Source organism: Arthrobacter sp. BK1 (genome assembly GCF_056680055.1).
Genome location: NZ_CM155263.1, coordinates 472,973 through 498,599 on the forward strand (window position 1 = coordinate 472,973; position 25,627 = coordinate 498,599).

A 25,627-nucleotide genomic window follows, 5' to 3' on the forward strand; every position below is an offset into this window, starting at 1 on the left:
AGAGAGGGTCGTTTTTCCGTGGTCCGGCATCTCAGCGCTGCTGGTGCCCGCGGCTCAGCCGGTTCCCGAAAACGCCCGTCCTGGGACGGGGCTGGAGGGTTTGGCCGTTGTGGGACACCGGGGCCGTGGACCCGGTGTTCACGGCCCGGAGGGCACGGGCGAAGAGCTTGGCGTCCTGTACCGCCTGCAGGCCGTCGGCTTCGGCGCTGATGCGCAGGACGATGTCTTCCTGGGCGATGGTTCCGCTGTAGCCGTGATCGGCCTCGCACTGCGGATCCCCGCAGCTCGCGGGGCCCATGTCCAGTCTCTGGCCGCCGGACCATGCAATGGCGAGGGTGACCTCCCGGACAGGATCGGAGGGTTTGTAGTCCTGCGGCTGGGAGTACATGTAGCTGAGCACCACGGACCGGATCTGGGCCACCGGGACGGATTCGGTGGAGATCTGGGCGACGGTTTGTTCGCCGGCTTCATCAAGCTGCTGGTCGTCCACATGGGTGATGACCAGCATGTCCGAGGTCAGTACCAGCACGGTGATGTGCCGGCGGACCTCTGCCCGGTCAAAGTGGGTTTCCAGGTGCACGAGGTGGGCCACGCATTCGCGGCCGTCCAGGGCGTCGTCGACGACGTCGGCCACCAGAAGCGGGTAGAAGCCGGCCTTCTGGAGCGCGCCGTCGAGGGTCTGCCCCTGCGGCGTGTGGCTGTGTGAGCTGTGCGGGCGGGTTGCCAGGTTGTCACTGCCGGGCGTGGAAGGCGTTGACTGGGGAGGCTGTGAGCTCATTCCCCCATTTTCACAGATCGGCCGGGGACTTGCTAACCGCCGTCAGCCGAGCATGGCCCGGCGGGCGCTGTCGGTGCGCTGCGCTGCGTTGCCGATCCGGATGTCCGCCGCAAGGATGGTCACGCCATGAGGGCCGCACAGGACGGGATTGAATTCCACCAGGGCTATCTCCGGATGGTTGTCCTTCATCCATGCAAGCCTTCCCGCCAGGTCTTCCAAGGCATCAACATCCACGGCGGGAAGTCCCTGATAGCCGAAGAGTTTGCGTGCCGCCCTGGGTGCGCGGATGAAGTCCTTGACGTCAACGGCGGACAGCGGCGGCACACGGTGCGCCCAGTCGTCGAGCAGGTTGACGGCATCGCCTGCCAGCCCGAAGGAGATCACCGGTCCCAGCAGCGGATCCTCGATGGCACGGAACGTACAGGCCTGGCCCACCGGCGCCATGGACTGGACCTCCAAAGCCCGGGAACCATAGGGAGCCAGCGAGCGCCGCATCTGGGCGATGTTCCGGCGGAGCGATTCCGCATCCTCGATGTCCAGGCGCACCCCGCCCAAATCGAGGCGGTGGCGGAGTGCCGGGTCAGTGGTTTTCAGGACCACCGGGTAGCCCAGCCGGCCTGCGGCTTCAACAGCTTCGTCCTCCGTTTCGAACCTTGCGGACGGCAGCACCCGGATGCCGTAATGCGCCAGCAGGGCGGACGCGGACTTTGGGTCCAGCGCCTTCAGCTGTTCGCCCTGAACCTCGTGGAGCAGTTGCTCCAGCAGCACCCGCGCATTTTCGGGGTTGCAGCCTTCCGGCTCGACAAAATGGCCCGGATCCCGTGCCACCCACTCGGCGTAGCGCACGGTGGCGGCGAGCGCTGCCACCGCTGCACCGGGATTGGAGAAGCAGGGAACTGCCCGGCCGTCGGCTCCCATCATGCCCTCCACATAGACCGACGGATCGAGGATGCCGGTGAACGCGGCCACCACCGGCTTTCCGGCAGCGGCGGAGCATTCGGCCAGGACCTCGGCGATGTGGTCCACCGTCAACCCCCGGGCCGGCAGCAGGGCCGCCACCACGGAGTGCACCTTGCCGGAGGCGAGGGTCTCCTGGAGGCTGCGCCTGAGTGCAGGCAGTGCCAGTGACATGCCGGCGTCGAGGTCCACATCGGTGACGATGCCATCCACTTCCAGGCCATGCGCCGCGGCGCTGTCCGCGACGACTTTGCCCAGTGCCAGAGAATTGCTGAAGATGGCCAGTCCTGGTCCCGCGGGCAGCGGCTGGCCTGCCAGAACCTGCGCGATGTCCATCAGCTGTTCGATGGTCTCCACCCTGATGACACCGGACTGGCGCATCATGGCATCCAGCGCTCCGGCCGGGGCCTGGGTGGTCCGGACAGCATGGCCGGGCGGCAGGCGCAGCCCCATGGTCTCCGATTTGGCCACCACCACCGGTTTGGTGCGTGCCAGCCGCCTCGCGATCCGGGAGAATTTGCGCGGGTTCCCAATCGACTCCAGATACAGGCCCACGGCGGTGGTGCCGGCGTCGTCCTCCCAGAACTGCATCATGTCGTTGCCGGAGACGTCCGCCCGGTTACCGGCCGACAACAGGGTGGACAGGCCCAGCCGGCGCCGGCTTGAGGCGGCGTAGAGGGAAACGCCGATGGCAGCCGACTGGCTGAACAGGCCCAGGCCGCCGCGCCGCGGCATGGTGGGCGCCATGGAGGCATTGAGCATCACGTCGGGGTGGGTGTTCACGATTCCCAGCGAGGCCGGCCCGATGACCCGCATGCCGCTGGCCCGGGCTTTGCGGACCAGGTCGCGTTGGCGCGCAAGGCCGCGGGCGCCGTCGTCCTCGAAGCCTGCAGTGGCGATCACCACTCCCTTGACTCCGGCCGCGGCGCACTGGTCCACCACAGTGGCCACTTCCTCGTAAGGGACCGCGATAATGGCCAGCCCCACCTGGTCCGGCACGTCCTGGAGCCTGGCGAAGGAGATCATCCCGGCCAGCTCAAACGCCTCGGGGTTGATGGCGTAGACCGGTCCGGAAAAGCCCCCTTCGATGATGTGCTCAAGCAGCTGGTAACCCACGGTTCCCCATCTGCGGCTGGCACCGATGACTGCAACGGACGACGGCGCCAGCAGGTCCCGGACGCTTCTCGCCTCCGCGCGGTGCTCCCGTGACTCCATGACGGCCCGGGACTTTTCGGTGGGGTCGATGTTGAACTCGAGGCTCACGACGCCGTCGTCGAAGTGGCGTTTGACATCGTAGCCCGCGTCAGCGAAGACCATGAGCATCTTGCGGTTTTCCGGCAGGACTTCGGCGCTGAAGCGGCGGATGCCGTTTTCATGGGCCGCGGTGGCCAGGTGTTCGAGGAGGATGGAGCCGAGGCCCCGGCCCTGGTGGGCGTCCGCGATATTGAAGGCGACCTCGGCTTCGGCGGGATCATCCAGCCTGTCGTAGCGGCCGATCCCGAGGATCTCGCCGCGGAAAGTGATGACCAACGCCACCCGGTCCTTGTAGTCCACCTCGGTGAAGCGTTTGAGCTCCTTGCCGGACAGGCGGGCCTTGAAGGCGAAGAAGCGCATGTAAATTGAGTTCTGCGACTGCCCTGCGTGGAAGGCCTGGACCGCGTCCGCATCACTGGGAAGGATGGGCCGCAAGTGGGCTGTTGCACCGTCCCGGAGAACGACATCGGCTTCCCAATGTTCCGGATATACGCCGTCCCCGGGCTGATCCACCATAGGCTTAGCCTAACCACAAACTTCCGCCGCCGACCCGTTGCCTGAAGACCAGATCGAAAACCAGTACCCCAGAAGGATCCTCCCGCCCTATGGCACGCCGCCAAAGCCCTACCCCCGCCGGGGATGCCAGCCAGGATTTCGTCGAGAACATCGTTGATATCGACGTCACGTCCGAAATGGAAGGCTCCTTCCTCGAGTACGCGTATTCGGTGATCTACTCCCGGGCCTTGCCTGATGCCCGCGACGGCCTGAAGCCGGTCCAGCGCCGGATCCTGTACATGATGAGCGAAATGGGCCTGCGCCCGGACCGCGGCCACGTCAAGAGCGCACGCGTGGTGGGCGAGGTTATGGGCAAGCTCCACCCCCACGGCGATACTGCAATCTATGACGCCATGGTGCGTATGGCCCAGGACTTCTCGCTGCGTCTGCCCTTGATTGATGGTCACGGAAACTTCGGCTCGCTCGACGACGGCCCGGCGGCGCCCCGGTACACGGAGGCGCGCCTTGCGGCGGCGGCGCTGACGCTCACTGACCACCTCGATGAAGACGTGGTTGATTTCGTCCCCAATTACGACAACCAGCTCACCCAGCCCGATGTCCTCCCGGCCGCGTTCCCCAACCTGCTGGTCAACGGCGCTACCGGCATCGCCGTCGGCATGGCCACCAACATGGCCCCGCACAACCTGGTGGAAGTCATTGCAGCCGCCCGCCACCTCATTGCCCATCCGGATGCCAGCCTGGATGACCTGATGCGGTTTGTTCCGGGCCCCGACCTTCCCACCGGCGGGCGGATTGTGGGCCTGGACGGCATCCGTGACGCTTACGCCACGGGACGCGGTTCCTTCAAGACCCGCGCCAAGGTGGAGATCGAGCAGCTTTCGGCCCGCCGCACCGGCCTGGTGGTCACCGAACTGCCGTACATGGTGGGCCCGGAAAAGGTGATCGAGAAGATCAAGGACGCCGTCAACGGAAAGAAGCTGACGGGCATCAGCGACATCGTTGACCTGACCGACCGCCAGCATGGACTGCGCCTGGTCATCGAGCTGAAAAACGGGTTCAACCCCAACGCCGTGCTCCAGCAGCTGTACCGCTACTCGCCGATGGAGGATTCCTTCGGCATCAACAACGTCACCCTGGTCGATGGCCAGCCCCAGACGCTGGGGCTCGTGGCTTTGCTGTCTGTCTATGTGGGCCACCGCATCGATGTGGTGCGCCGGCGGACCGCGTTCAGGCTTCTCAAGAAGAAGGACCGCCTGCACCTCGTGGAGGGCCTCCTGATCGCGATTGTGGACATCGACGAGGTCATCCAGATCATCCGGTCCTCGGACGAGGCTGCGGCCGCCCGGACCCGGCTGATGTCCATCTACGATCTCTCCGAGATCCAGGCCAACTACATCCTTGAACTGCGGCTGCGTCAGCTGACCAAGTACTCCCGGATCGAGCTGGAGAAGGAACAGGACGAGCTGCGCCGCGAGATCGCGGAGCTCGAAGCCATCCTCGGCTCGGAGGAGCGGCTGCGCGGACTGGTGTCCACCGAACTGGGCGAAATCGCCGAAAAGTACGGCACGCCGCGGCGGACCGTCCTGCTCGAATCGGAAGCGGTCTCCCCCACTGTCGCTGCTGCCCTCGCCGCCGCGCCAGGCGCGAAAGGCGGCAAGGCCGCACCCCTGGCTTTGGAAATCGCGGACGATCCCTGCTGGGCAATCCTCACGGCTTCGGGCCAGATCGCGCGCACGTCCAACCAGGAGCCGTTGGCCGAGTCCGGCCCCCGCTCCAGGCACGATGTCTTCCGCTCAGTGGTGAAGACGTCGGCCCGCGGGGAAATCGCCGCCGTGACCTCCCAGGGGCGGATGCTGCGGCTGCAGGTCATGGACATGCCGGTGCTCCCGCCGATGTCCGGCCTGCCCAACCTGGCCGGCGGTGTGCAGGCCAAGGATTTCATCACCCTGCTGAAGGGGGAATCGCTGGTGGCCTTCGCTCCGCTGGATGAGATCCTGGCCATCGGTACGGTGCAGGGCATCGTCAAGCGCGTCCAGCCGGAGTACCCGCTGAACCGCGAGGACTGGGAAGTCATTGCGCTCAAGGACAAGGACCTGGTGGTGGGGGTGGCCCCGGCCGGGCAGGACGACACCGAGCTGGTGTTCCTCACCCGCGAGGCGCAACTGCTCCGGTTCAGCGCGGCCAACGTCCGTCCGCAGGGCAGGACGGCGGGTGGCATGGCGGGCATCAAGCTCGCCGCGGGCGATTCCGTGATCTTCTTCGGTGCCGTCACCGCCACCGACGACGACGCCGTCGTTGTCACCATCTCAGGTACTGACGGCGCCCTGCCGGGCACGGCTCCGGGTGCGGCAAAGGTGACGGCCTTCGCCGAATATCCTGCCAAGGGCCGAGCCACGGCCGGTGTGCGCGCGCACAGGTTCCTTAAGGGCGAGGACATGCTGCTGCTCGCCTGGGCAGGGCACGGACCGGCGAAGGCGTCCTCGCTGGCAGGCGTCGCCAGGTCGCTGCCGCAGGAGCATGGCCGGCGTGACGGCTCGGGGATTCCACTGTCCCAGGCCGTGGAAGTGGTGGGCCCTGCCATGGCATGGCCCGATCCCGCTTAGACTGCTGCCATGCCTATCATTCCTGATGAAAAGGACTGGACCTGGGTCCTGACCCGGCCTTGCCCTGAGTGTTCCTTCGACCTCCCCTCGGCCACACCTGCCACCGCCCCGGCGACGATTGGGAACATGCTGCCGCGGTGGCGGGCAGTCCTGCGGCGCCCCGAGGTGGCCGAACGCCCCAACGACACCACGTGGTCGCCGCTGGAGTACGCCTGCCACGTCCGCGACGTCTTTGCGCTCTTCGACCAGCGGCTGAACCTTATGCTCGAATCCGACGACGCACGGTTTGAGAACTGGGACCAGGACCGCACCGCCGTCGACATGGATTACGCCAACGCCGATCCCGCAGTCGTCAGTGCCGAACTGACCGCGGAAGGTGAACAGATCGCCGAGTCATTCGCAGGGGTCAGGGAGTCCGACTGGGGTCGGAAGGGGCTGCGCAGCAACGGCTCAGAGTTCACGGTCCTGACGCTTGCGCAGTACTTCCTGCATGACGTGGTGCACCACCTCCACGACGTGGATGGCTAGGGCGCGGGTGGCTGGCTAAAGCGTCTTGTCCCAGGCCATGCTGGTGTTGACCGCCCGGTACCCCATTCCGGTGTAAAGAGCCAGCGCGCCGGTGGGATTTTCCGAGTCGACGTCCAGTGAAGCCACATCCATTCCTGCCGCGGTAAACCGGTGCATGGCATCGGACAGGAGCGCCTGCGCAATCCCCCGTCCGCGGTATTCCCGCCGCACTCCGAGCAGTTCGGTGTAGCCCTCCCGGAATCCGCGCCGGGCGGCAAGATCAGGATCATGGGAAGCCAGCTGGTATCCGGCCACCATCCCGCTGGCGGCGTCGACTACCACCGTGCTCAGGTCCGGCCGTGCGTGCGGGTGGTTGACGGTGAAGGACCAGGAATCCTCATCCCGCGGCTCGCTGCCCCAATGGTCGCGGAAGGTCTCATTGTGCGCGAGGCGGACCTGTTCGTGCCTTTCAGCCGTCAATACGTCCAGCACCAGCCCGCCACCCAGGACCTTGGAGGGCAACGGCTGGTCCAGGGACCGGTGCATCTCATTGAAGTAGCGGACCACCGAGTAGCCGGCTGATTTCAGCAGCCTTGCCTGGTGCGCGTGCTGCTGCTCGGTGCCGATCCGGAGGCGGGGCACCATCGGAGCAGCGGCGCCGGCCGCGTCGTCAGCGAAGCGCTGCCGGGTGCTCTCCTCCAGCCAGCCGAGAACGGCCGCTCCCGCCCCGCGCCGCTGCCACGCCGGGTCAACGCAGCCGAACCCGTGCGCCTTGTCGCCGTCCGGGTTCTTGGAGATCCTGCCGTAGGCCCGGATGACGCCGTCGCCGTCCAGCCCCAGCACGGCGTGGGTGGCCAGTGGATTTTTCCGGGACTCCGCGTGCTGCTGGAGGTCTGCCTCGCGTTCATGCCAGACGGGGTGTTCCGCAGCGGCCGTCCGTGCGACCAGCGCGGCCCACGCCGTGACGTCGGACGCCGCGGCCGGTCGCCATAGAAGCTGCGGAAAGTCCACTCGTGGCTGCTGGATCATGGCATCAGGCTATTACACCAGGCCAGAGATCAGGCCCAGGCATATCAGGCTCAGCGGAGGCTCTCCTCCGGATGGGGCAGCCGCGCATGGTCCGTGCCGCCTGGCCGTGACGCCACGGACAGGTCCAGAAGCGTGTCCTCCGGGTGGACGTCGGCCGGGTTGTGGGTCACCATGACCACAGTGCGGTCCTTGAGTCCGGCGCGGAGGTCGGCCAGCATGTCCCGTCCGGCTTCCGCGTCCAGATGCGCTGTGGGCTCATCAAGCAGGATCACGTCGGCTCCTGTCAGGAGTGTCCGCGCCACGGCGAGCCTCTGCCGCTCACCGCCGCTGAGGAAAGACCCGCCCGGGCCAATCCGGGTGTCCAGTCCCGCCGGGAGGCGCGATACCAGGGCAGTGAGTCCGACGGCGGCCAATGCCGCCGCAAGCTCGGCGTCACGGACCGCGGAGGCGACTGTGCCGTGGTCCGGGGAGTCCGCGGGCCCGGTTTCGGCCTGATCCCCGGGGGCTGGAGCGGCAGGAGCGGAAAGGCCGGGGGCGGAAACGGCAGGGGCGGGAACGCCCAGCATCAGGTTGCCACGCAGGGTCGAATCGAACAGGTGCGCCTCCTGGGGGCACCAGGCTGCGGTCCCGGTCACCGCGGCCCTGCCGGCCGATGCCGGGAGGAACCCCAGGAGTACCGAGAGGAGTGTGGACTTACCCGCGCCGGACGGGCCAGTCACCGCGAGCCAGCGGCCTGGCCCGGCACTGGCGGATACTCCGGAGAACACTGTCCCGCCACCGGGCCAGGCAGCCGCGAGGTTGGACAGCTCCACACCGGCGGCGCCGCCGGTGCGGGGCGGGACGTTGTACAGCCCGTCCCCCTCAGCGGCCTCCGCAGTGCCATCAAGGACTCCGGACTCCGCAACGCGCCGCATGACTGCACGAAGGGCAGGGTACTGGCGGACCGCCGTCGTCATGGCAGCGTACGGTTCCACGAGCGCAAGCTGCAGGAGAACGATCACCGCGGCTGTGGCGGGTACCAGGCCGCCGGCCATAACCTCCGGTGCCATCAGCGCCGCCGCTCCCAGCGCGGCCGTGCCGCAGGCGGCCACCGTGATGGCCTGGCCGAGGCCCTCGGCCCACGCGGAGCGCTGCGAAGCCCGGGTGGCCTCACGGTCCTCGGCGCGCAGGGCATCCAGTACGGTAATGGCCACGCCGTTCGCATGCAGTTCTGCGCGGGCATCGAGGGCCGCGGACGTCCGGCGCAGGACGCCGGCCCGCAGGCGCTGCTCCGCGGTGGCCGACCGGCGGTCACCCCACAGTGCTGCCGCGGGCGCCACCAGCAGGCTCAGGGCCGACGCCGCAGCAACGGCGGCCAGCGCAACCGGTGCCACCAGGGCCGTGGCCAGCAGGGACGAACCGGCAACGGCGAGCGCCGTGACAGGCGGCAGCACCACCCTCGGCAGCAGGTCGCGGACGGTGTCGACGTCGTCAATGACGGTGCCCAGGACGTTGCCGCCCTGAAGGAGGCGCCGGAGTGACAGTGCCTTCCGGCTTAAGGATTCCCACAGCCTGCCGCGCAGGCGGGTGAGGGCGCCAAAGACTGCATCGTGAAGCAGGAGCCGCTCGCAGTAGCGGAGGACAGCCCGCCCGATCCCGAAGAAGCGCACCCCTACGATGGCGGTGAGGAGGTACAGGATGGGCGGCTGTTCGCTCGCGCGGATGATCAGCCAACCGGACAGCCCGGACAGGGCCACCGCGAAAAGGGCAGCGAAGGTCCCTACCACCGCGGCACCGGTAAAGCGGCCTGCCACGGGTGCCAGGAGTCCGGACAGGAGCCGGGTGGTGGACCGGGCAGGCTGTCCTCCCCCTGCAGGTGGGATCCCCGTGGCCGTCGCACATCCCGTGGCGGCTTCCGGGGACAGCTGTTCCGGCGTGCTGCCGGCGGCAGGCTCCGCTACGTTCGAGGGCGCCGTGATTCCGCGGGCTGACACGGCAACCAGGTGGTCAGCGATGCTGCGGGTCTGCTGGTCGTGGGCAACCAGGATGATGGTGACCCGTCCCCGGAGCGCCAGGACGGACTGCTGCACCAGCGCCGCGGAGGCATGGTCGAGGTGGGCGGTGGGCTCGTCCAGCAGCAGAACGGTGGCGCCGGCCGTGATCCGGGCCAGACCGCGGGCCAGTGCCACCCGGCGGAGCTCGCCGGGGCTCAGTTCCGCAGGGTGCTTGTCCGCGAGGTGCCCGGCAGCAGCAGCCGCGAGGCATTCCCTGGCCTCCAGCTCTCCTCCTGCTCCATCTGCCGCGCCATCACGGGTTCCGCCGTTGAGGTACAGCAGGACTTCCGCCAGCACGGAGTCCGCCACCATGACCGGGTGCTGCGGAACCCACGCCACGTCTGCGCGGTCCAAACCCGACATGCGCCCGGACACGGTGGTTCCGGCGCCGTCACCGATGGTCCCTGCCAGCACACCAAGGACCGTGCTTTTGCCTGCCCCGCTGGGGCCGTCCAGGGCGGTGATCAACCCCCGGGGAGCCGAGAAGGTCAGGGGCCCGACGGCGGCAGCGGACCTTCCTGCATAGGTCACGGTGAGGTCCGTGACGGTAACTCCCCCGGCGGCAGGGCTGCCGGCCATGGGGCGCGGCTCCGGCGCGCCGGTGACCGCCCTGGTCTCAGCGAGGGCCACCCGGCCATCATCACTGGCGTGATGGGCGGTACCCAGTTCCCGGAGCGGGAGGTAGCAGTCCGGGGCGAGGATCAGCGCCAGGAGGCCGGCCTCCAGCGGCATATCGCCGTGCACCAGGCGGACGCCGATGAAGACGGCCACCACTGCTACGGAGATCGTGGCGATGAGTTCCAGGGCCAGGGCAGACAGGAACGCGGTCCGCAGCGTTCCCATGGTCTTTGTGCGGTACTCCTCCGAAATTTCCTCCAGGGCCTGACGCTGGGCCGTGGCCCGGCCAAGCCCTACAAGGACAGGCAGGCCTTTTGCCAGTTCCAGCATGTGGGCAGACAGCCTGGTCAGCGTGGCCTGCGCTTCCCGTACGTGGTCCTCCGTGTACCGTCCGATCAGCACCATGAACAGCGGGACCAGCGGAACCGTCAGGACCACCACGACGGCGCTGATCCAGTCAGCGAACAGGATACGTGCCCCAAGCAGGAGCGGGATCGCGGCGCAGTTCACCAGCGCCGGAAGGAACTGGGTGTAGTAGCTGTCCAGGGCATCCAGGCCACGCGTCGCCAGAACTGCCAGTCCGCCGTCGGCCGGTCCGGCGCTGCGCGCGCCGTTCCGGAGGGCGCGCTCCAGCAGTTCGGACCGGAGTTCCTCTTTGATGCCAAGGGCCGCACGGCGCGCGGCTATGCCTTGGGCCCAGACGGTGGCCGACCTCAGGACCACCCCTCCCAGTCCCCAGGGGAGCTGGTCCGGCCAGGACTGGTCCCCGGTAACGAGGCCGGCGAGCATCGCCGCCACGGCCTGGCCCATGAGGATCAGGGACAGCGCCTTGAGCGCTGCGAGCAGGCCGAGCCAGTAGACGGCGGAACGGGTGGCGGGTCCGGCAGGGAAGTCTGGACGCACGGGCCGGCTCAGCCGTTCCTGATGAAGGCTTTGGTTGCGATGGCGGGCAGGAAGCTGTGCGCGGCCGGAATGTGGTCCGCGCTCACCCGCCGCCGGAACACCCAATAGGTCCATGCCTGGTAGACGATCACGAGCGGCAGGCCAACAGCAGCCACGATGCTCATGAGCCCCAGGGTGTAGTCCGACGAGGAAGCACTCGTGACAGTCAGGTCGAAGGCAGGGTCCAGGGTGGACGGCAACACTACCGGGAACACGGCACCGAAGATCGATGCGGAACCCAGCAGGAGAAAGCCACCCATGGCCATAAACGCGCGCCCTTCCGAGCCCTTACGGGCCAGCAGCCAGGCAACAACCGCGGCCACCACAGCCAGGATGACTGCCGCCCACGTCCACGGCTCGCCGTTCCGGAACTGGACGCTGACGGCCCAGGCAGCAATGGGTAGCAGCAGCACCGGAAGCAGCCGCACAAACCAGCGGCGCGCGCGAAGGCGGACGTCGCCGTCGGTCTTCAGCGCCAGGAAAGCCAGCGCATGGAGCAGGGAGAAGCCCACCACCGCCAGTCCGCCCAGCACGGCGTATCCGCTGAACCAGGACAGCCAGTCCCCCACCCGGTCTCCGTTGGCGTTCAGCGGAAGCCCGGTGGTGGTCAGGGCCAGGGCGGCCCCGACGCCAAAGGCCGCGAAGAAGGAGCCCAGCGCGATGGCCCAGTCCCAGCGGGTCCGCCAGCTTTCGGTGTCCATCTTGCCGCGGTACTCGAAGGCCACAGCGCGGAAGATCAGTGCCACCAGCACCACCAGCAGCGGGAAGTAGAGGGCTGAAAACAGCGATGCATACCAGAGCGGGAAGGCAGCAAAGGTTGCTCCGCCGGCGGTCAGCAGCCATACCTCGTTGCCGTCCCAGACAGGGCCGACGGTGTTCAGCAGCACGCGCCGCTCCGTGTTGTTGCGGGCGAAGAGCTTCATGAGCATCCCCACCCCCAGGTCGAAGCCTTCGAGGAAGAGATAACCGGTCCACAACACCGCAATGGCGATGAACCAGATCGTGGGCAGCAGTTCCATTCTGTGTATCCTCAGCTCTTCTTTTTCAGCGAATCAGTAGGCGAAAGCCAGGACGTCGTCGGCGGGCTTCTGGCCGCCGCCCTTGCCGCCCGGGGTTTCGTCCTCGTTTTCGTCAGCGGGAACGTGCACCAGTTCCGGCATGCCGGACACCACGCCGCCCCGGATGTAGGTCACCAGCAGCTTCACTTCCACCACCAGCAGCACCGCATACACCGCCGTCAGCACGATGAGGGAGGTGAGCAGTTCGCCGGCCGAGACCCCGGGTGAGACAGCTGCCGCGGTGAACATGAAGACCTGGTCGATGCCGTTGAGGTCCGGGTTCGGGGCCACGACGAACGGCTGCCGCCCCATTTCCGTGAAGATCCAGCCCGCTGCGTTGGCACCGAACGGAGCCAGGATGCCGAACACGGCCAGACGCATCAGCCAGGGCGACGCGGGCACGGTGCCCTTGCGGGTGATCCACAGGGCAACGAGCGCGGCCAGGGCTGCGAGCCCGCCGAAGCCGATCATCATGCGGAAGCCCCAGTAGGTGACCTCCATGACGGGGACGTACTCAATCTCCTGACCCGCGCGGTCACCGTAGATCGGGTTGTCCGGAAGGTGCGTTCCGTAGTCAGCCTTGTACTGGTCCAGAAGGCCATTCACACCGGGGACCTCGGTGGTGAAGTCGCCCTTGGCGAGGAACGAAAGGATGCCCGGAACCTCGATCAGGGCCACGATCTCGTCGCAGTTCTTGGAACCGAGGTTTCCGACGCTCAGTACGGAGAAACCGGTACCGTCGTGGCAGGCGGCCTCGGCTGCGGCCATTTTCATGGGCTGCTGCTCAAACATCAGCTTCCCTTGGAGATCACCGGTGAGCGCAGTGCCGGCGAAGGAAATCATGGCTACAACAGCCCCGATCCGCAGGGACTTGATCCATACGGTGTAATCGGTACGGTCGCGGCCCGGGATGGCGGACTCACCCGGAACAACTTTGCCATCAGCGTCCACGGTGTCGATGCCGTCGCGCCTCCGACGCCAGAGGTGGTACCAGGCGATGCCCAGGAGGAAGCCGCCGGCCACCGCCAACGCGCCCATCAGCGTATGGGGGACGGCTACCAGGGCGGTGTTGTTCGTGAACACTGCCCAGGCATCAGTCATGACCGGACGTCCGTCGATCATTTCGACACCCACGGGGTGCTGCATCCAGCTGTTGGCAACGATGATGAAGTAGGCGGAGAAGACCGAACCCACCACGGCGATCCAGAGGCAGGCCAAGTGGATGCCGGGCTTGAGCTGCTTCCAGCCAAAGATCCACAAGCCCAGGAAGGTGGACTCGACGAAGAAGGCCAGAAGCGCCTCCAGTGCCAGCGGAGCGCCGAACACATCGCCCACAAAGCGGCTGTATTCGCTCCAGGCCATGCCGAACTGGAACTCCTGAACGATGCCTGTTGCCACACCCATGATGAAGTTGATGAGGAACAGCTTCCCCCAGAACTTCGTCATGCGCAGGTACTCCTGCTTGCCGGTACGGTGCCACATGGTCTGCATAACAGCCACCACCAGGCCAAGGCCGATGGTGAGGGGCACCATCATGAAGTGGTACACGGTAGTGATCCCGAATTGCCAGCGTGCGATGTCCAAAGCTTCCAAGGCAGTTCCTCGTGTTGGCGGTTCAACTTTTCTACGGTTCGTAGAACTGTAACTTCTACAGAGTGTAGAACAATGCGGCGGGCACTGTAAAACACACAGTTCCACGAAGCGGGAGAGCTCACAAGGCTTCAAAAGCGGCGCCGTTGCGGCTCATCCCGGCGCGGCTTTCTACCGTACGTAGAAATTCAGCCAAAAACCGGGTAAATTTGTTCTTGTATTTGTAGTGTTCGTTGGCAGTCACCGCGGCCGTTGGGCCGCCCGGTGCGGGGAATCTTTAAGGATGTATGGCAATGGCAAGTCTTGGCGAACTGGAACGGGCAGTGATGGATCTGCTCTGGGCAGGCCATGAAGCAGCCACCGCGAATACCCTGCGTGACAAACTGGCACAAAGCACTGGCGCGCAGGGCGACGTAGCGGGGCATGAGGGCAAGGAACTTGCCGTCACCACGGTTCTTACCGTGCTGTCCCGGCTGGAAAAAAAGGGCCTCGTGGAGCGGGAGCGCGGCACCCGGCCGCACCGCTACCAGGCTGTGTCCAGCAGGGAAGACCACACGGCCGAACTGATGCATGAGGTTCTTGGCTCTGCGCCGGACCGCGAGGCCGTGCTGGCCCGATTCATCGGATCAGTGACGCAAAGCGAAGCTGAAACCCTGCGCAAACTGCTTGGCCACGTCTAGGGGACCATGTTCTGGACCTCGTATTTCCTGGCGGTCCTCGCGATAGTCCTGGCATGGCCAGTGCCTGTCTTTCTTTCCCGTGCCTCGTGGCCGGCCCGCTCGCCCTTCACGGCCATGCTCCTGTGGCAGGCCATCGCGCTGGCAGGTGGCCTGTCCATGATTGGCGCCATGCTGGTTTATGGACTCGAGCCGATCGGTGACAACCTGATCGCCGGGCTCCGGGCACTGGCCGGCATGGTCCTTTTCAATGCCCCTACGACAGCCCTGGGCTTCTGGCATATTTTCGCCCTTTCAGCCGCGGCGCTGCTCCTGGCCCACCTGGTGTTCACGCTGCTGCTGACGTATTACAGGATCGAACGGCAGCGCCGGCGCCACCGCGAGCTCCTCGCCCTCCTGGCATCACCCTCCGCGGACGGGACAGGCACTGTGGTCATCAGCCATGATTCTCCGGTGGCCTACTGCCTCCCGGGTGGTGCCCGATCCGTCACTGTTCTTTCAGACGGCCTGATGGCAGCGCTGGAACCCGCCGAACTGCGGGCGGTCCTGATCCACGAGAACGCCCATCTCAGCCAACGCCATCACCTGCTGCTCTGGGCGTTCGCCGCCTGGCGCCAGGCGCTCCCCTGGCTTCCCACCACCAGGCTGGCGCAGGAATCGGTGAACTCGCTTATCGAAATGCTTGCCGACGACGTGGCGCTGCGGACCGAGAGCAAAGCCACGCTCATCAAGGCGATCGCCATCGTGGCCAGCGGACCCTCCGAAGGCATGGCCACGGTGGGAGCGCCGGGCCTGCCGGCCCGGGCGCACCTTTCCCTGGCCGGGCTGGAAGCGCCGACCGGGGCCATTTCGGGTTCTGCCCGCACCACGGTTACCCGGGTGACCCGGCTGCTCACACCCCGGCCTCCGCTGCCTGCGGCCGCCCGCGGGGCTGTCCTGGCCGGCTGCGTGCTGCTGCTCGCCGCGCCCACGGCACTCCTGATGGTGCCGGGCCTGCTGGGCTGAACGTCTGCCGCCGGTCAGGCGTCGATCCGCTCCCGGTCCAGGCTGGACGCGCCGGCGATGATGAAGTCCTTCCGCGGGGCAACATCGGAGCCCATCAGCAGATCAAAGGTGTCCTCGGCGTGCTTGGCGTTCTCAATGCCCACTTTGCGCAACGTCCGGTGCCGGGGATCCATGGTGGTCTCAGCCAACTGCCCGGCATCCATCTCACCGAGCCCCTTGTACCGCTGGATCGGCTCCTTGTAGCGTTTGCCGTCCTTGGCAAGCCGTGCCAGGAGGGCATGGAGTTCGGCCTCAGAGTAGGTGTAGATCATCTCGTTGGCCTTCTGGCCGGCATTGATGACTTCAACGCGGTGCAGCGGCGGAACAGCGGCGAAGACCCGCCCGGCGTCGATCATGGGCCGCATGTACCGGAAGAAAAGGGTCAGCAGCAGCGTCCGGATGTGCGCGCCGTCGACATCCGCGTCCGTCATCAGGATGACTTTGCCGTACCTGGCCGCGGCAAGGTCAAAGCTGCGGCCGGAGCCGGCGCCCACCACCTGGATCAGGGCCGCACATTCCGCGTTGGACAGCATGTCCCCGACCGAGGCTTTCTGGACATTCAGGATCTTGCCGCGGATGGGCAGCAGCGCCTGGAAGTCCGAGGACCGCGCCAGCTTGGCAGTTCCCAGCGCGGAGTCACCTTCGACGATAAACAGCTCGGAACGTTCGACGTCGTCGGTGCGGCAGTCCGCGAGCTTGGTAGGCATGGATGAGGTTTCCAGGGCATTCTTACGCCGCTGGGTTTCCTTGTGGACCCGTGCGGAAATCCGGGACTTCATTTCACTGACGATTTTTTCGAGCAGCAACGCCGACTGGGCTTTGTCGTTCCGGTTGGCGGAGTTGAGCTTGGCGTTGATTTCATGCTCCACCACCCTGGCCACGATGGCACGGACAGCAGAGGTACCCAGGATCTCTTTGGTCTGGCCTTCGAACTGCGGCTCGGCCAGCCGGACTGTCAGGACCGCGGTCATGCCGGCAAAAATATCGTCCTTTTCAATTTTGTCGTTGCCCGCCTTAAGTTTGCGGGCATTGCTTTCAACAGCCTTGCGGAACGTCTTGACCAGTGCCTGCTCGAAACCTGACTGGTGCGTGCCGCCCTTCGGCGTGGAAATGATGTTCACGAAACTGCGCACCGTGCTGTCATAGCCGATGCCCCAACGGAGAGCCACGTCCACTTCGCAGTCACGTTCGACCTCGGCGAGCTGGCTGTGTCCACGTTCATCGAGTACCGGCACGGTTTCCTTGAACTTCCCGGAGCCGTGCAGCCGCCAAATGTCGGTGACGGCAGGATCGGCGGCAAGGAACTCCACAAATTCAGAGAGGCCGCCGTCGTGATGGAATACCTCTTCGTGCGGCCCGGCCTCCCCCGGGGTCCCCGGCAGCCGGCGCTCGTCGCGGACAGTGAGCTTCAGGCCGGGCACCAGGAAGGAGGTCTGCCGTGCCCGGGCTGCCAGTTCGTCGTAGGAGAATTTGGCGTCAGGCGTGAAGATCTGGCGGTCGGCCCAGTACCTGATGCGCGTCCCGGTGACACCGCGCTTCGCTTTGCCTGAAATGTCCAGCACTGAGCCGTCCACAAACGGCGCGAAGGTTGCCGCCGGATCGAGCTTGCTCCCCTGGTCCTTGAACCGGCCCGGCTCCCCGCGGCGGAAGGACATCTTGTAGGTCTTGCTGGCGCGGTCCACTTCGACGTCGAGGCGGGCGGAGAGAGCATTCACCACCGACGCGCCCACACCATGCAGTCCGCCGGAGGCCGTATAGGAACCGCCGCCGAATTTGCCGCCGGCGTGCAACTTGGTGAAGACGACTTCGACGCCTGTGAGGCCGGTTTTCGGCTCGACGTCAACCGGTATGCCGCGGCCGTCGTCGTGGATTTCCACTGAGTTGTCAGCGTGCAGGATGATCTTGATGTCGTGCCCGAACCCGGCCAGCGCTTCGTCAACCGAGTTGTCGATAATCTCCCACAGGCAGTGCATCAGACCGCGGGAATCGGTGGAGCCGATGTACATGCCCGGCCGCTTCCGGACGGCCTCAAGGCCCTCCAGGACAGAAAGGTGCCGGGCGGTGTAATCAGAACTTGGTGCCACGGGTGGTGAACTCCTTCAGTGACGGAACAGCGGGCGCTGCCGGCGCCCCTTCAAGCCTAGTCTGCGCGGCCGCGCGGGCCGGTCTGCCACTCCTGGCGGAGGCCAGGACGGGGCCACTCGTAACCTTTTCGTGATCAAGCATGAGGGCCTTGATGGATTCTTGCGGCTACGCGTACAGCGAACTTGTCCCATCCTTGCGACGGTTTTGCTACGAATACTGGTTACATAGAGGTACAGATCTACTAAGGAGGCCGACATGACAACAGCAGTGGCAGACCGCACACTGAACGCACTGGACCGGTGCGATCGCTGCGGAGCACAGGCATACGTCCGCGTTGTACTCGAGTCCTCCGGTGGTGAGCTGCTCTTCTGCGGCCACCACGCCCGTGGAGTCGAGGCTACGCTGAAGCCCCTGAGCTCCGGCTGGCACGATGAGACAGGGCGGCTTCACGAGAAGGCTCCCGTTGTAGTTGACTGACCTCACGGCCGTCGACTGAACTGACAAAAGCATTTCAGGACCCCTCCGGCTGGAGGGGTCCTGATTTCTTTAAGCCGTTAGCAGGAAGTTTTATCCGGTTCGCAGAACGTGCCGCGTTGGCCGCTTAACCATAAACGCGGGACCACCCGCCACCCCATCCGAACATATTGGGGCGGAAGGCGATCCCGCGTCAGCGTGCGGAGACCTAGTCCAGGTAGTCCCGAAGCACCTGGGACCGTGACGGGTGGCGCAACTTGGACATCGTCTTTGATTCGATCTGGCGGATACGCTCACGCGTAACACCGTAGACCTTGCCGATTTCGTCTAAAGTCTTCGGCTGACCGTCGGTCAGGCCGAACCTCATGGCCACCACTCCGGCCTCGCGTTCGGAGAGGGTGTCCAGCACGGAGTGCAACTGCTCCTGCAGCAAGGTGAAACTGACGGCGTCGGCGGGGACCACGGCTTCGGAGTCCTCGATGAGGTCGCCGAACTCGGAATCGCCGTCTTCTCCAAGCGGAGTGTGGAGCGAAATCGGCTCGCGGCCGTACTTCTGGACCTCGACGACCTTTTCCGGCGTCATGTCCAGTTCAAGGGCCAACTCCTCCGGCGTGGGTTCGCGGCCGAGGTCCTGCAGCATCTGGCGCTGTACACGGGCCAGCTTGTTGATGACTTCAACCATGTGCACCGGGATGCGGATGGTGCGGGCCTGGTCGGCCATGGCACGGGTGATGGCCTGGCGGATCCACCAGGTGGCGTACGTGGAGAACTTGAAGCCCTTGGTGTAGTCGAACTTCTCCACTGCACGGATCAGGCCCAGGTTGCCTTCCTGGATGAGGTCCAGGAACAGCATGCCGCGGCCGGTGTACCGCTTTGCGAGCGAAACCACGAGGCGGAGGTTGGCTTCGAGCAGGTGGTTCTTCGCGCGTTTGCCATCGTGGATAACGAACTCGAGTTCGCGCTTGAACTTCGGATCCATCGAGCCGTCGTCGGCGTTGATCTTTTCTTCGGCGAAGAGCCCGGCTTCGATCCGGAGCGCGAGGTCGACTTCCTGCTCGGCGTTGAGCAGCGCAACCTTACCGATCTGCTTGAGGTAATCCTTGACGGGGTCGGCCGTGGCGCCGGCAGACATTACCTGCTGGACAGGGGCGTCGTCGTCATCGGCGTCCGAGTACACAAAGCCCTTGCCTGTGGCGGCTGAAGCGGCCTTGGCAGCATCGATCTCGCTGTCGTCGCCGGCTTCAATGATGATGTCATCGAGGTCTTCTTCGACGTCATCATCGTCGGAGTCCGATGCGCCACGCGCTGACTTTCCAGCGGCTTCGGCGGCGGCTTTGGCGCCAGGCTTGGGCCCGCGTTTCTTGGGCTCAGGCTTACCGTCCACGGCTGAATCACCGGCGGCATCCTTGACGGCTTTATTGGCTGCCCGCGTCGCTGCTCGCTTGGCGTTGGTTGCAGCCTGCTTCTCCTCAGGGGACAAATCGTCCTGAGTGGCGGGTTCCTTCTTCGCGGAAGACGGGGTCACAGAAAACCTTTCTAGCGGCGGTCTGTGGAATCACCATACGGGCAACACCACTATGACCCTGTCAAGTCCGTGATGAACATCAGGTGCAACCACGGCCGGCAGAGTCTACAAGTAGAACTGCCGGGGCGGCTGTAATGTTCCCGAAAAGGGCTCATTACCAGCACTTGATTCACGGACCCAACCGGGTCTCGGCAACCATTGTCTCACGGTTTTGCCGGCAGGACCTCAAGGGCGTCCCTTAGGCCGCACCGGGTTCGAACCTCCGCCAGGCCGCTTCCTTGCGGGCAGCCCAGCCGCAGAGCGTGCCCCGCCGGACCAGTTCGAGCAGCAGTTCCGCCAGCCGGTAGCCCGGTTGTTCGTCCAGCGCCCTGCCGAGGTAAGCGGCCGCATAGGAGCCGCGCCCCCTGCACCATGCGATCCATCCCTGGCCGGTCAGTGCGGCTGCACCGGCCAGCCCGCCGCAGGGCCACAACTGCTCGAGGACCTGGTCCAGGTTGTTCAGCCCGGACCAGGCCGGGAGAACGGGCGCGCGCCCCAGCAGGACCTCGCCGTAGCCGGGGATGCCGGACCCGTCCCTGGAGTCAGCTCCGGAATCTGCTCCGGCATCGGGTCCATCGAGCGTTGATGGAGTCAGCGGTGACCCATCCGCAGGTGATCCCGGCAAACACTGCCCAAATGGTGCCGGCTCAGGAAAGGCCCGTTCAGGATGCGGCGGTTCAGGATGTGCCGGTCCCACTGGGTCAAGCGTGCATCCGGCCTCGAAGATGCCAAACGCTGCGGCGCCCGCAACGGCTGCCTTCCGGCCGGCTGCTGCCATCACCAGGACAGCGTCCCGCCACGCGGGGACCGCCAGTGAGGCCCGCAGGTAGGCAACGTCCTGTGCCGCCAGCGGTTCCGCCGGCGGGTTGGCCAGCAGGGCTTCCCAGTGGACCATCAGCCGGCAGAACTGCTCCCTGCTCCCCCGGCGGCGGTCCAGCTGCGCCGCCCACGCTGCTTCCGAGGCCAGGATGACATCACGCTCCGCGTCAGAGACCGGGAACCGGGGGCGGGCACCCGCCGCAGGCGCTGGACCCACACTGCTGCCGCGGTAGACCATTTCTGCGTTGAGCATGCTGTCACGGATCGCCTGGACCGGACGGCCCGGAGACGGGCAGCAGTCCTGGCTGGCGCAGTGGGCGTCACGCCAGTAAGCGTCCCCGACGTACCACGCGTCCCGAACGGTCAGGCCCGCAGAGTCCAGGACGTTCTCCAGCGCACCCAGGAGTCCGCTGTACGTTCCAGGTGGGTCCATCCAGCCGTCGTTGGTGAAGAAAGCCAGGAGGGCGGCGTCGGCACGCTGGTCCGCCAGGAGGTAGTCGCGCACTGTACGGGCGTAGTCCCTGGGGTCGGCAAGCGTTTCCGGACCTGGCAAATCGAGCCTCAGGGTAGCGCCCAGGCGCTTCCCTTGCATGGTCATGGCCACGAGGCTGTCCGCCGGCCAGTACCCAAGGGAATGCGGAATGAATCCGAGGATGTCTTCAGGGCCACGGACGGTCAGGTGTTCTGGAGGTGTCATGACTCCAGCTTTGGCCCAGCCGCGGCCGGTCTGAAGAACGGGCTTTCCTATGTGAACAATCTGCCAAGACCGCCTGTTGTGGAGGACAAGTGCCGGTCCTAGTCCGGGCTGTCCCGGTGGCGCCGTTGGGCCAGGCTCGCGCGCCGCTGCTGCGCCATGGCCTGCAGGAGAGGTGCCACCACAACGCCCTGGGCCGCCATCTGGCGCCGGACCTTGCGGCGGCAGGCGAGCATCATGGCCGCACCGAACCCCAGGAGCAGGAACTGGACGCTGAGGGCGATCCGGAACGGGTCCAGGCCGTAGAGCACGCCTTGGGAATAACCGCTGGCCAGCAGGACGTCCAGGACGAGCCCGATCAGGAAGATGGCCACGAGGGCCGCGATGAAACCGCCCACATTCACAATTCCCGTAGCGGTGCCGATCCTGTGCGCCGGATTGAAGGTCCGGGCGAAATCAAAGCCGATCATCGAGCCCGGGCCACCGATAGCCAGGACCACCACCAGGCAGGCCAGCAGCCACAGCGGGGCCCGGCCGGGCGTCAGCAGCACCGCGGCCCAGGCGGCGGCCGTGGATCCGGCGATGAGCAGCACCATGGTGGAGCGGCGAAGCGGGTGGCGGGAAACGAACCGACCGAAAAAGGGGCCCACGGCCATCGCCGCCGCTACGTACAGCGACATCAGGCCGGCCACCGTGGGGGCGTCAAGGCCCTGCCCCGAGATCAGGAAGGGATAACCCCAGGTCATGGCGAACACAGTGCCGCTGAACTGGATGGTGAAGTGGCTCCACATCCCCAGCCGGGTTCCCGGCTGCCGCCAGGCGCGGGCGAGTGTAGCCCCGGTGGCTTTGAGCCCCTGTTGCGCGCGGGGGACGGCTGCTCCGGGCGGGTGGTCCTGGAGCAGCACCACCACGAGGACCACGGCCAGTCCGGACATGCCCGCCAGCATCAGGAAGCCGGGCGTCCAGCCGAAAGAGTGCAGCACAAACGCAAATGGGACCACGCTGATGAGCTGCCCCAACTGCCCGGACATGCCGGTGAGCTGCGTGACCAAAGGTACCCGCGCCGGAGCAAACCACAACGGAATAAGTCGGATGACGGAGATGAAGGTCATGGCGTCCCCGGCGCCCACCAGGACGCGCCCTGCCACACCCCCGGGGATGCTGTCCGCGAAGGCCAGCTGCAACTGCCCGAGCCCCATCAGGATGGCCCCGCCGGCGATCATCGCCCGCGAACCGAATCTGTCCACCAGGAGGCCAACGGGAATCTGCAGCGCCGCGTAGACCAGCAGCTGAAGGACCGTAAAGAACGAGATGGCCGACGCTCCGGCGTGGAAGCGTTCGGTGGCTTCAAGTCCCACCACCCCGAATGACGTGCGCTGGGAAACGGCAACCAGATACGCGAAGATTCCGATGGTCCAGATGAGCCAGGCGCGGGGTGCAGTCACTCCCTCATTATGCCCGGGGTACCGCACAGAGCACTCCAGGGGTCTGCCAGGCGGACGCCGCCGGCAGACCCGTGGGCAACGGATTACGTGCCGGGGTTCTCCCGTGCCAGGTAAGCCTCGACGGCGGCGCCGAGCTCGTCACCGTTGGGCAGTTCGTCGTTTTCGTCAGCCAGCAGTGAGCGCCGGACCGTTCCCTCGGCCTTTTCGTCGTACCGCGCCTCCAGGCGGGCCACCACCTGCTGCACGTCCTCGGAAGCTTCGATCTGCTCGGCAATCTGCCGGCCCACTTCCCTGCCCGCTTCGCGCAGCCGGTCCGTAGGCAACATCAGCGAGGTCGCCGCCCCAAGGAACTCAAGTCCGGCGACGGCAGCTGTGGGGTACTCCGCCTCCGCGAGGTAGTGGGGCACGTGGATCACGTAGCCGGCAACGTTCCGTCCGGCTTCCATGAGCCGCAGCTCCAGGATGTGTCCCACCGCAGCGGGTACTTCCACGGTGGGCTTCCAAACGGAAATCCCCTCGATCAGTTCCGGACGGTTGCCGTGGACGGTCACGCCTACGGGGCGCGTGTGGGGTACCGGCATGGGGATGGAATGGATCCAGGCAACAAGGTTCACGTCCAGCTTCTCGACGATGCCGACCACTGCGCGGGCAAAGCGCTCCCATTGAAGGTCGGGCTCAAAGCCGGCCAGCAGGAGGAACGGGCTGCCGAGGCCGTCCGTGAGTTTGTACAGCGCCAGCTTCGGCTCCCTGTAGTCCTGCAGGTGGTCTTCCACGAAAGATACGTGCGGCCTGCGGGAGCGGTAGTCGATGAGTTGGTCGGCGTCGAAAACTGCCACCGTCTCGGCGTTAAGGGTGTCCAGCAGCTCCGCGTTAATCTGCTTGACCACGTGGCCGGCGTCGGCGAAGCCGGTAAAGCCCATCACCAGGTTCAGCCCGCGGAGTGCCGGGCTGTGGAACAGTTCGATGTTGCTCGCATAGAGCGCATCGGGGTCCAGCAGGGAGCCGGAAATCCGTTCAAGCACGGCGTCTTCCTTTCGAGGGTTCGGGTGGATATCTTCTACAACACAGCCGGGCACCCGGGCATTCCGCGAAGCCCGGATGTGGCGCAGGTCTCCGTAAATACGGCGGCCGGGGCCCACAACGGCTACGATCGACAATGGCCTTCCGGACGGGCTTTGCCGGCACCCCGGCCGGGTTCCGATCGGACGGCCGCCGAACTTCCCTGGCCGTGCGCCTGACATCCACCAGCGCGAACAGCCTTTTCGAGAATTGAGGACTTACCCGTGGTCAAGAATGCTGAAATCAACCTTAGTACCCTCACCAAGGACCTGAGGGGAACCCCCAGCGATGCTGTTGTCATCGGCGTGGGACAGGGCACTGACGGCCCGGTCCTTCTCAACAACCCGCTGACCGCGAAGTCCGCCGGCGTCCTGGCCGATTACCTTAAAGCCCTCGGCGTCACCGGCGCTGCGGACCAGGTTGTCCGGCTTCCCGGCCACCCGGAAACCGGCGCGGGCGTCCTTGTCCTTGCAGGTGTGGGAAAAGTCTCCGCTGACCGTGCGCTGACCGCCGAGGCGCTCAGGCGCGCCGCCGGTTCGGCTGTCCGCCAGCTGGCAGGGTTGACCACCGTTGTTCTCGCGCTCCCGACGGCGGGAACCTCCGACGTCGCGGCCGTCGCCGAGGGAGCCGCCCTCGGCGCCTATTCCTTTACCGAATACCGGTCCTCAACCGACGGGCAGAAGGACCCTGTCCGCAGCGCAGTGATCCACACCGCGGTGGCGGACAGCCCGGAACTGCGCACAGCGCTGACCCGGGCGGCCCTGATCGGGAAGGCCGTGAACGCTACGCGCTCCCTCGTCAACCAGCCGCCCAGCCACCTTTACCCGGAGTCATTTGCCGAGGCTGCAAAGGAACTGTCCAAGGGACTCCCTGTCAAGGTGACCGTCTGGGACGAGAAGCGCCTCGAAAAAGAAGGCTTCGGCGGAATCATGGGCGTGGGCAAGGGCTCATCCCGGCAGCCGCGCCTGGTCAAGGTGGAATACTCCCCCGCCAAGGCGACTTCGAAGATCGCCCTCGTGGGCAAGGGCATCACGTTCGACACCGGCGGCATCTCCCTCAAGCCGGCACTGGGCATGGGCGACATGAAGAGCGACATGGCCGGAGCCGCCGTCGTCCTTAACACTGTGTTGGCCATCGCCGGGCTGGGCCTGCCGGTCAAGGCCACCGCGTGGCTCTGCATTGCCGAAAACATGCCCGGCGGCGCCGCATCACGGCCCGCCGACGTCCTGACCATGTTCGGCGGAAAGACCGTTGAAGTGCTGAACACTGATGCCGAAGGCCGATTGGTCATGGCCGACGGAATCGTCGCAGCGAGCCGGGAATACCCGGACGCCATCATCGACGTCGCCACGCTCACCGGAGCCCAGCTCATTGCCCTGGGCAACCGGACCGCCGGAGTGATGGGCTCGGACAGCGTCACCGGTCCACTGAAGGCCGCCGCCGACCGCGCGGGCGAACTCGTGTGGCCGATGCCGCTGCCGGAGGAACTGCGTCCGAGCATCGATTCCCAGGTTGCGGACCTGGCCAACATCGGGGAACGGCACGGCGGCATGATGACCGCCGCTGTTTTCCTGCGTGAGTTCGTGGGCAAGGGTAAGGACGGGGAACAGATCCCCTGGGCCCACATCGACATCGCGGGTCCGTCCTTCAACAACGGGAGCCCCTACGGCTACACCCACAAACAGGGCACGGGCTGCACGGTCCGGACCCTGGTGGCCTACGTGGAGGACCTCCTGGGCTAAAGCCGCGTGACACTGGACACAAGCGCTCCACAAACGCGGTGGCAAGGTGGAGCATGGATAAGTGGTTCGCTAAGGTGAACAACGGTAGTCACAAATGCAAGAGAACCTGCCTGCTGGCATAATCACGGCAGTACAAGTT

17 protein-coding genes are annotated in these 25,627 nt (G+C 65.9%); 6 read left to right on the forward strand and 11 right to left on the reverse strand.

Translation table 11 applies throughout. From position 1 onward, the window contains the following. Nucleotides 1-31: 31 nt before the first annotated feature. Entirely contained in the window at nucleotides 32-778 is a 747-nt protein-coding gene (locus tag AC1MCA_RS02145; protein ID WP_108600677.1) for a DUF5998 family protein, read from the reverse strand. Nucleotides 779-820: 42 nt separating this feature from the next. After that, nucleotides 821-3,505: a bifunctional acetate--CoA ligase family protein/GNAT family N-acetyltransferase gene (locus AC1MCA_RS02150; protein WP_479800888.1), complete on the reverse strand. Its 2,685-nt coding sequence runs from the start codon at nucleotides 3,503-3,505 to the stop codon at nucleotides 821-823. Nucleotides 3,506-3,594: 89 nt separating this feature from the next. Between AC1MCA_RS02150 and AC1MCA_RS02155 the strand changes: the two genes are divergently transcribed. Both AC1MCA_RS02155 and AC1MCA_RS02160 read left to right on the forward strand, forming a co-directional pair. Continuing rightward, complete coding sequence (locus tag AC1MCA_RS02155; protein WP_479800889.1) at nucleotides 3,595-6,108, forward strand: DNA gyrase/topoisomerase IV subunit A; 2,514 nt, start codon at nucleotides 3,595-3,597, stop codon at nucleotides 6,106-6,108. Nucleotides 6,109-6,117: 9 nt separating this feature from the next. After that, nucleotides 6,118-6,636, forward strand: coding sequence for a DinB family protein (locus AC1MCA_RS02160; protein ID WP_479800890.1), 519 nt, complete (start codon nucleotides 6,118-6,120; stop codon nucleotides 6,634-6,636). 15 nt (nucleotides 6,637-6,651) lie between these two features. Here the strand turns inward: AC1MCA_RS02160 and AC1MCA_RS02165 are convergent, their stop codons facing one another. From AC1MCA_RS02165 to AC1MCA_RS02180, 4 genes are read right to left on the reverse strand one after another with little or no spacing between them, the layout of a single operon-like run. Then, complete coding sequence (locus tag AC1MCA_RS02165) at nucleotides 6,652-7,644, reverse strand: GNAT family N-acetyltransferase (RefSeq protein ID WP_479800891.1); 993 nt, start codon at nucleotides 7,642-7,644, stop codon at nucleotides 6,652-6,654. A 50-nt stretch (nucleotides 7,645-7,694) separates the two neighbouring features. Beyond that, nucleotides 7,695-11,198, reverse strand: a complete 3,504-nt coding sequence (gene cydD, locus AC1MCA_RS02170) for a thiol reductant ABC exporter subunit CydD (protein ID WP_479800892.1) — start codon at nucleotides 11,196-11,198, stop codon at nucleotides 7,695-7,697. Nucleotides 11,199-11,206: 8 nt separating this feature from the next. Continuing rightward, on the reverse strand, nucleotides 11,207-12,256 hold the full coding sequence (cydB, locus tag AC1MCA_RS02175; protein WP_479800893.1) for a cytochrome d ubiquinol oxidase subunit II: 1,050 nt from the start codon (nucleotides 12,254-12,256) through the stop codon (nucleotides 11,207-11,209). A 33-nt stretch (nucleotides 12,257-12,289) separates the two neighbouring features. Further along, entirely contained in the window at nucleotides 12,290-13,888 is a 1,599-nt protein-coding gene (locus tag AC1MCA_RS02180; protein WP_479800895.1) for a cytochrome ubiquinol oxidase subunit I, read from the reverse strand. Nucleotides 13,889-14,178: 290 nt separating this feature from the next. On the opposite strand from AC1MCA_RS02180, the gene AC1MCA_RS02185 reads away from it, so the two are divergent. Continuing rightward, nucleotides 14,179-14,565 (forward strand): BlaI/MecI/CopY family transcriptional regulator, encoded by a 387-nt coding sequence (locus AC1MCA_RS02185; protein WP_426225832.1) that lies wholly within the window; start codon nucleotides 14,179-14,181, stop codon nucleotides 14,563-14,565. 6 nt (nucleotides 14,566-14,571) lie between these two features. Next, nucleotides 14,572-15,567 (forward strand): M56 family metallopeptidase, encoded by a 996-nt coding sequence (locus tag AC1MCA_RS02190; RefSeq protein ID WP_479800897.1) that lies wholly within the window; start codon nucleotides 14,572-14,574, stop codon nucleotides 15,565-15,567. 14 nt (nucleotides 15,568-15,581) lie between these two features. On the opposite strand, the gene AC1MCA_RS02195 is transcribed toward AC1MCA_RS02190, so the two are convergent. Further along, nucleotides 15,582-17,690 (reverse strand): DNA gyrase/topoisomerase IV subunit B, encoded by a 2,109-nt coding sequence (locus tag AC1MCA_RS02195; protein ID WP_479800899.1) that lies wholly within the window; start codon nucleotides 17,688-17,690, stop codon nucleotides 15,582-15,584. Between the two features lie 256 nt (nucleotides 17,691-17,946). On the opposite strand from AC1MCA_RS02195, the gene AC1MCA_RS02200 reads away from it, so the two are divergent. Further along, nucleotides 17,947-18,168: a DUF7455 domain-containing protein gene (locus AC1MCA_RS02200; RefSeq protein WP_108598646.1), complete on the forward strand. Its 222-nt coding sequence runs from the start codon at nucleotides 17,947-17,949 to the stop codon at nucleotides 18,166-18,168. 205 nt (nucleotides 18,169-18,373) lie between these two features. Here AC1MCA_RS02200 and AC1MCA_RS02205 read toward each other — a convergent pair whose 3' ends face one another. The 4 genes from AC1MCA_RS02205 to AC1MCA_RS02220 all read right to left on the reverse strand — a co-directional run bounded on the left by AC1MCA_RS02205 (nucleotide 18,374) and on the right by AC1MCA_RS02220 (nucleotide 23,709). Further along, nucleotides 18,374-19,690, reverse strand: a complete 1,317-nt coding sequence (locus AC1MCA_RS02205; protein ID WP_108598647.1) for an RNA polymerase sigma factor — start codon at nucleotides 19,688-19,690, stop codon at nucleotides 18,374-18,376. A gap of 238 nt (nucleotides 19,691-19,928) precedes the next feature. Then, entirely contained in the window at nucleotides 19,929-21,245 is a 1,317-nt protein-coding gene (locus tag AC1MCA_RS02210) for a DUF4192 domain-containing protein (protein ID WP_479800901.1), read from the reverse strand. 98 nt (nucleotides 21,246-21,343) lie between these two features. Then, on the reverse strand, nucleotides 21,344-22,687 hold the full coding sequence (locus AC1MCA_RS02215) for an MFS transporter (protein WP_479800902.1): 1,344 nt from the start codon (nucleotides 22,685-22,687) through the stop codon (nucleotides 21,344-21,346). 83 nt (nucleotides 22,688-22,770) lie between these two features. Beyond that, entirely contained in the window at nucleotides 22,771-23,709 is a 939-nt protein-coding gene (locus AC1MCA_RS02220) for a proteasome assembly chaperone family protein (protein ID WP_108598709.1), read from the reverse strand. Between the two features lie 261 nt (nucleotides 23,710-23,970). On the opposite strand from AC1MCA_RS02220, the gene AC1MCA_RS02225 reads away from it, so the two are divergent. Next, the gene (locus AC1MCA_RS02225; protein WP_479800905.1) at nucleotides 23,971-25,488 is read left to right on the forward strand and encodes a leucyl aminopeptidase; all 1,518 of its coding nucleotides are present in this window, start codon (nucleotides 23,971-23,973) and stop codon (nucleotides 25,486-25,488) included. Nucleotides 25,489-25,627: the final 139 nt, after the last annotated feature.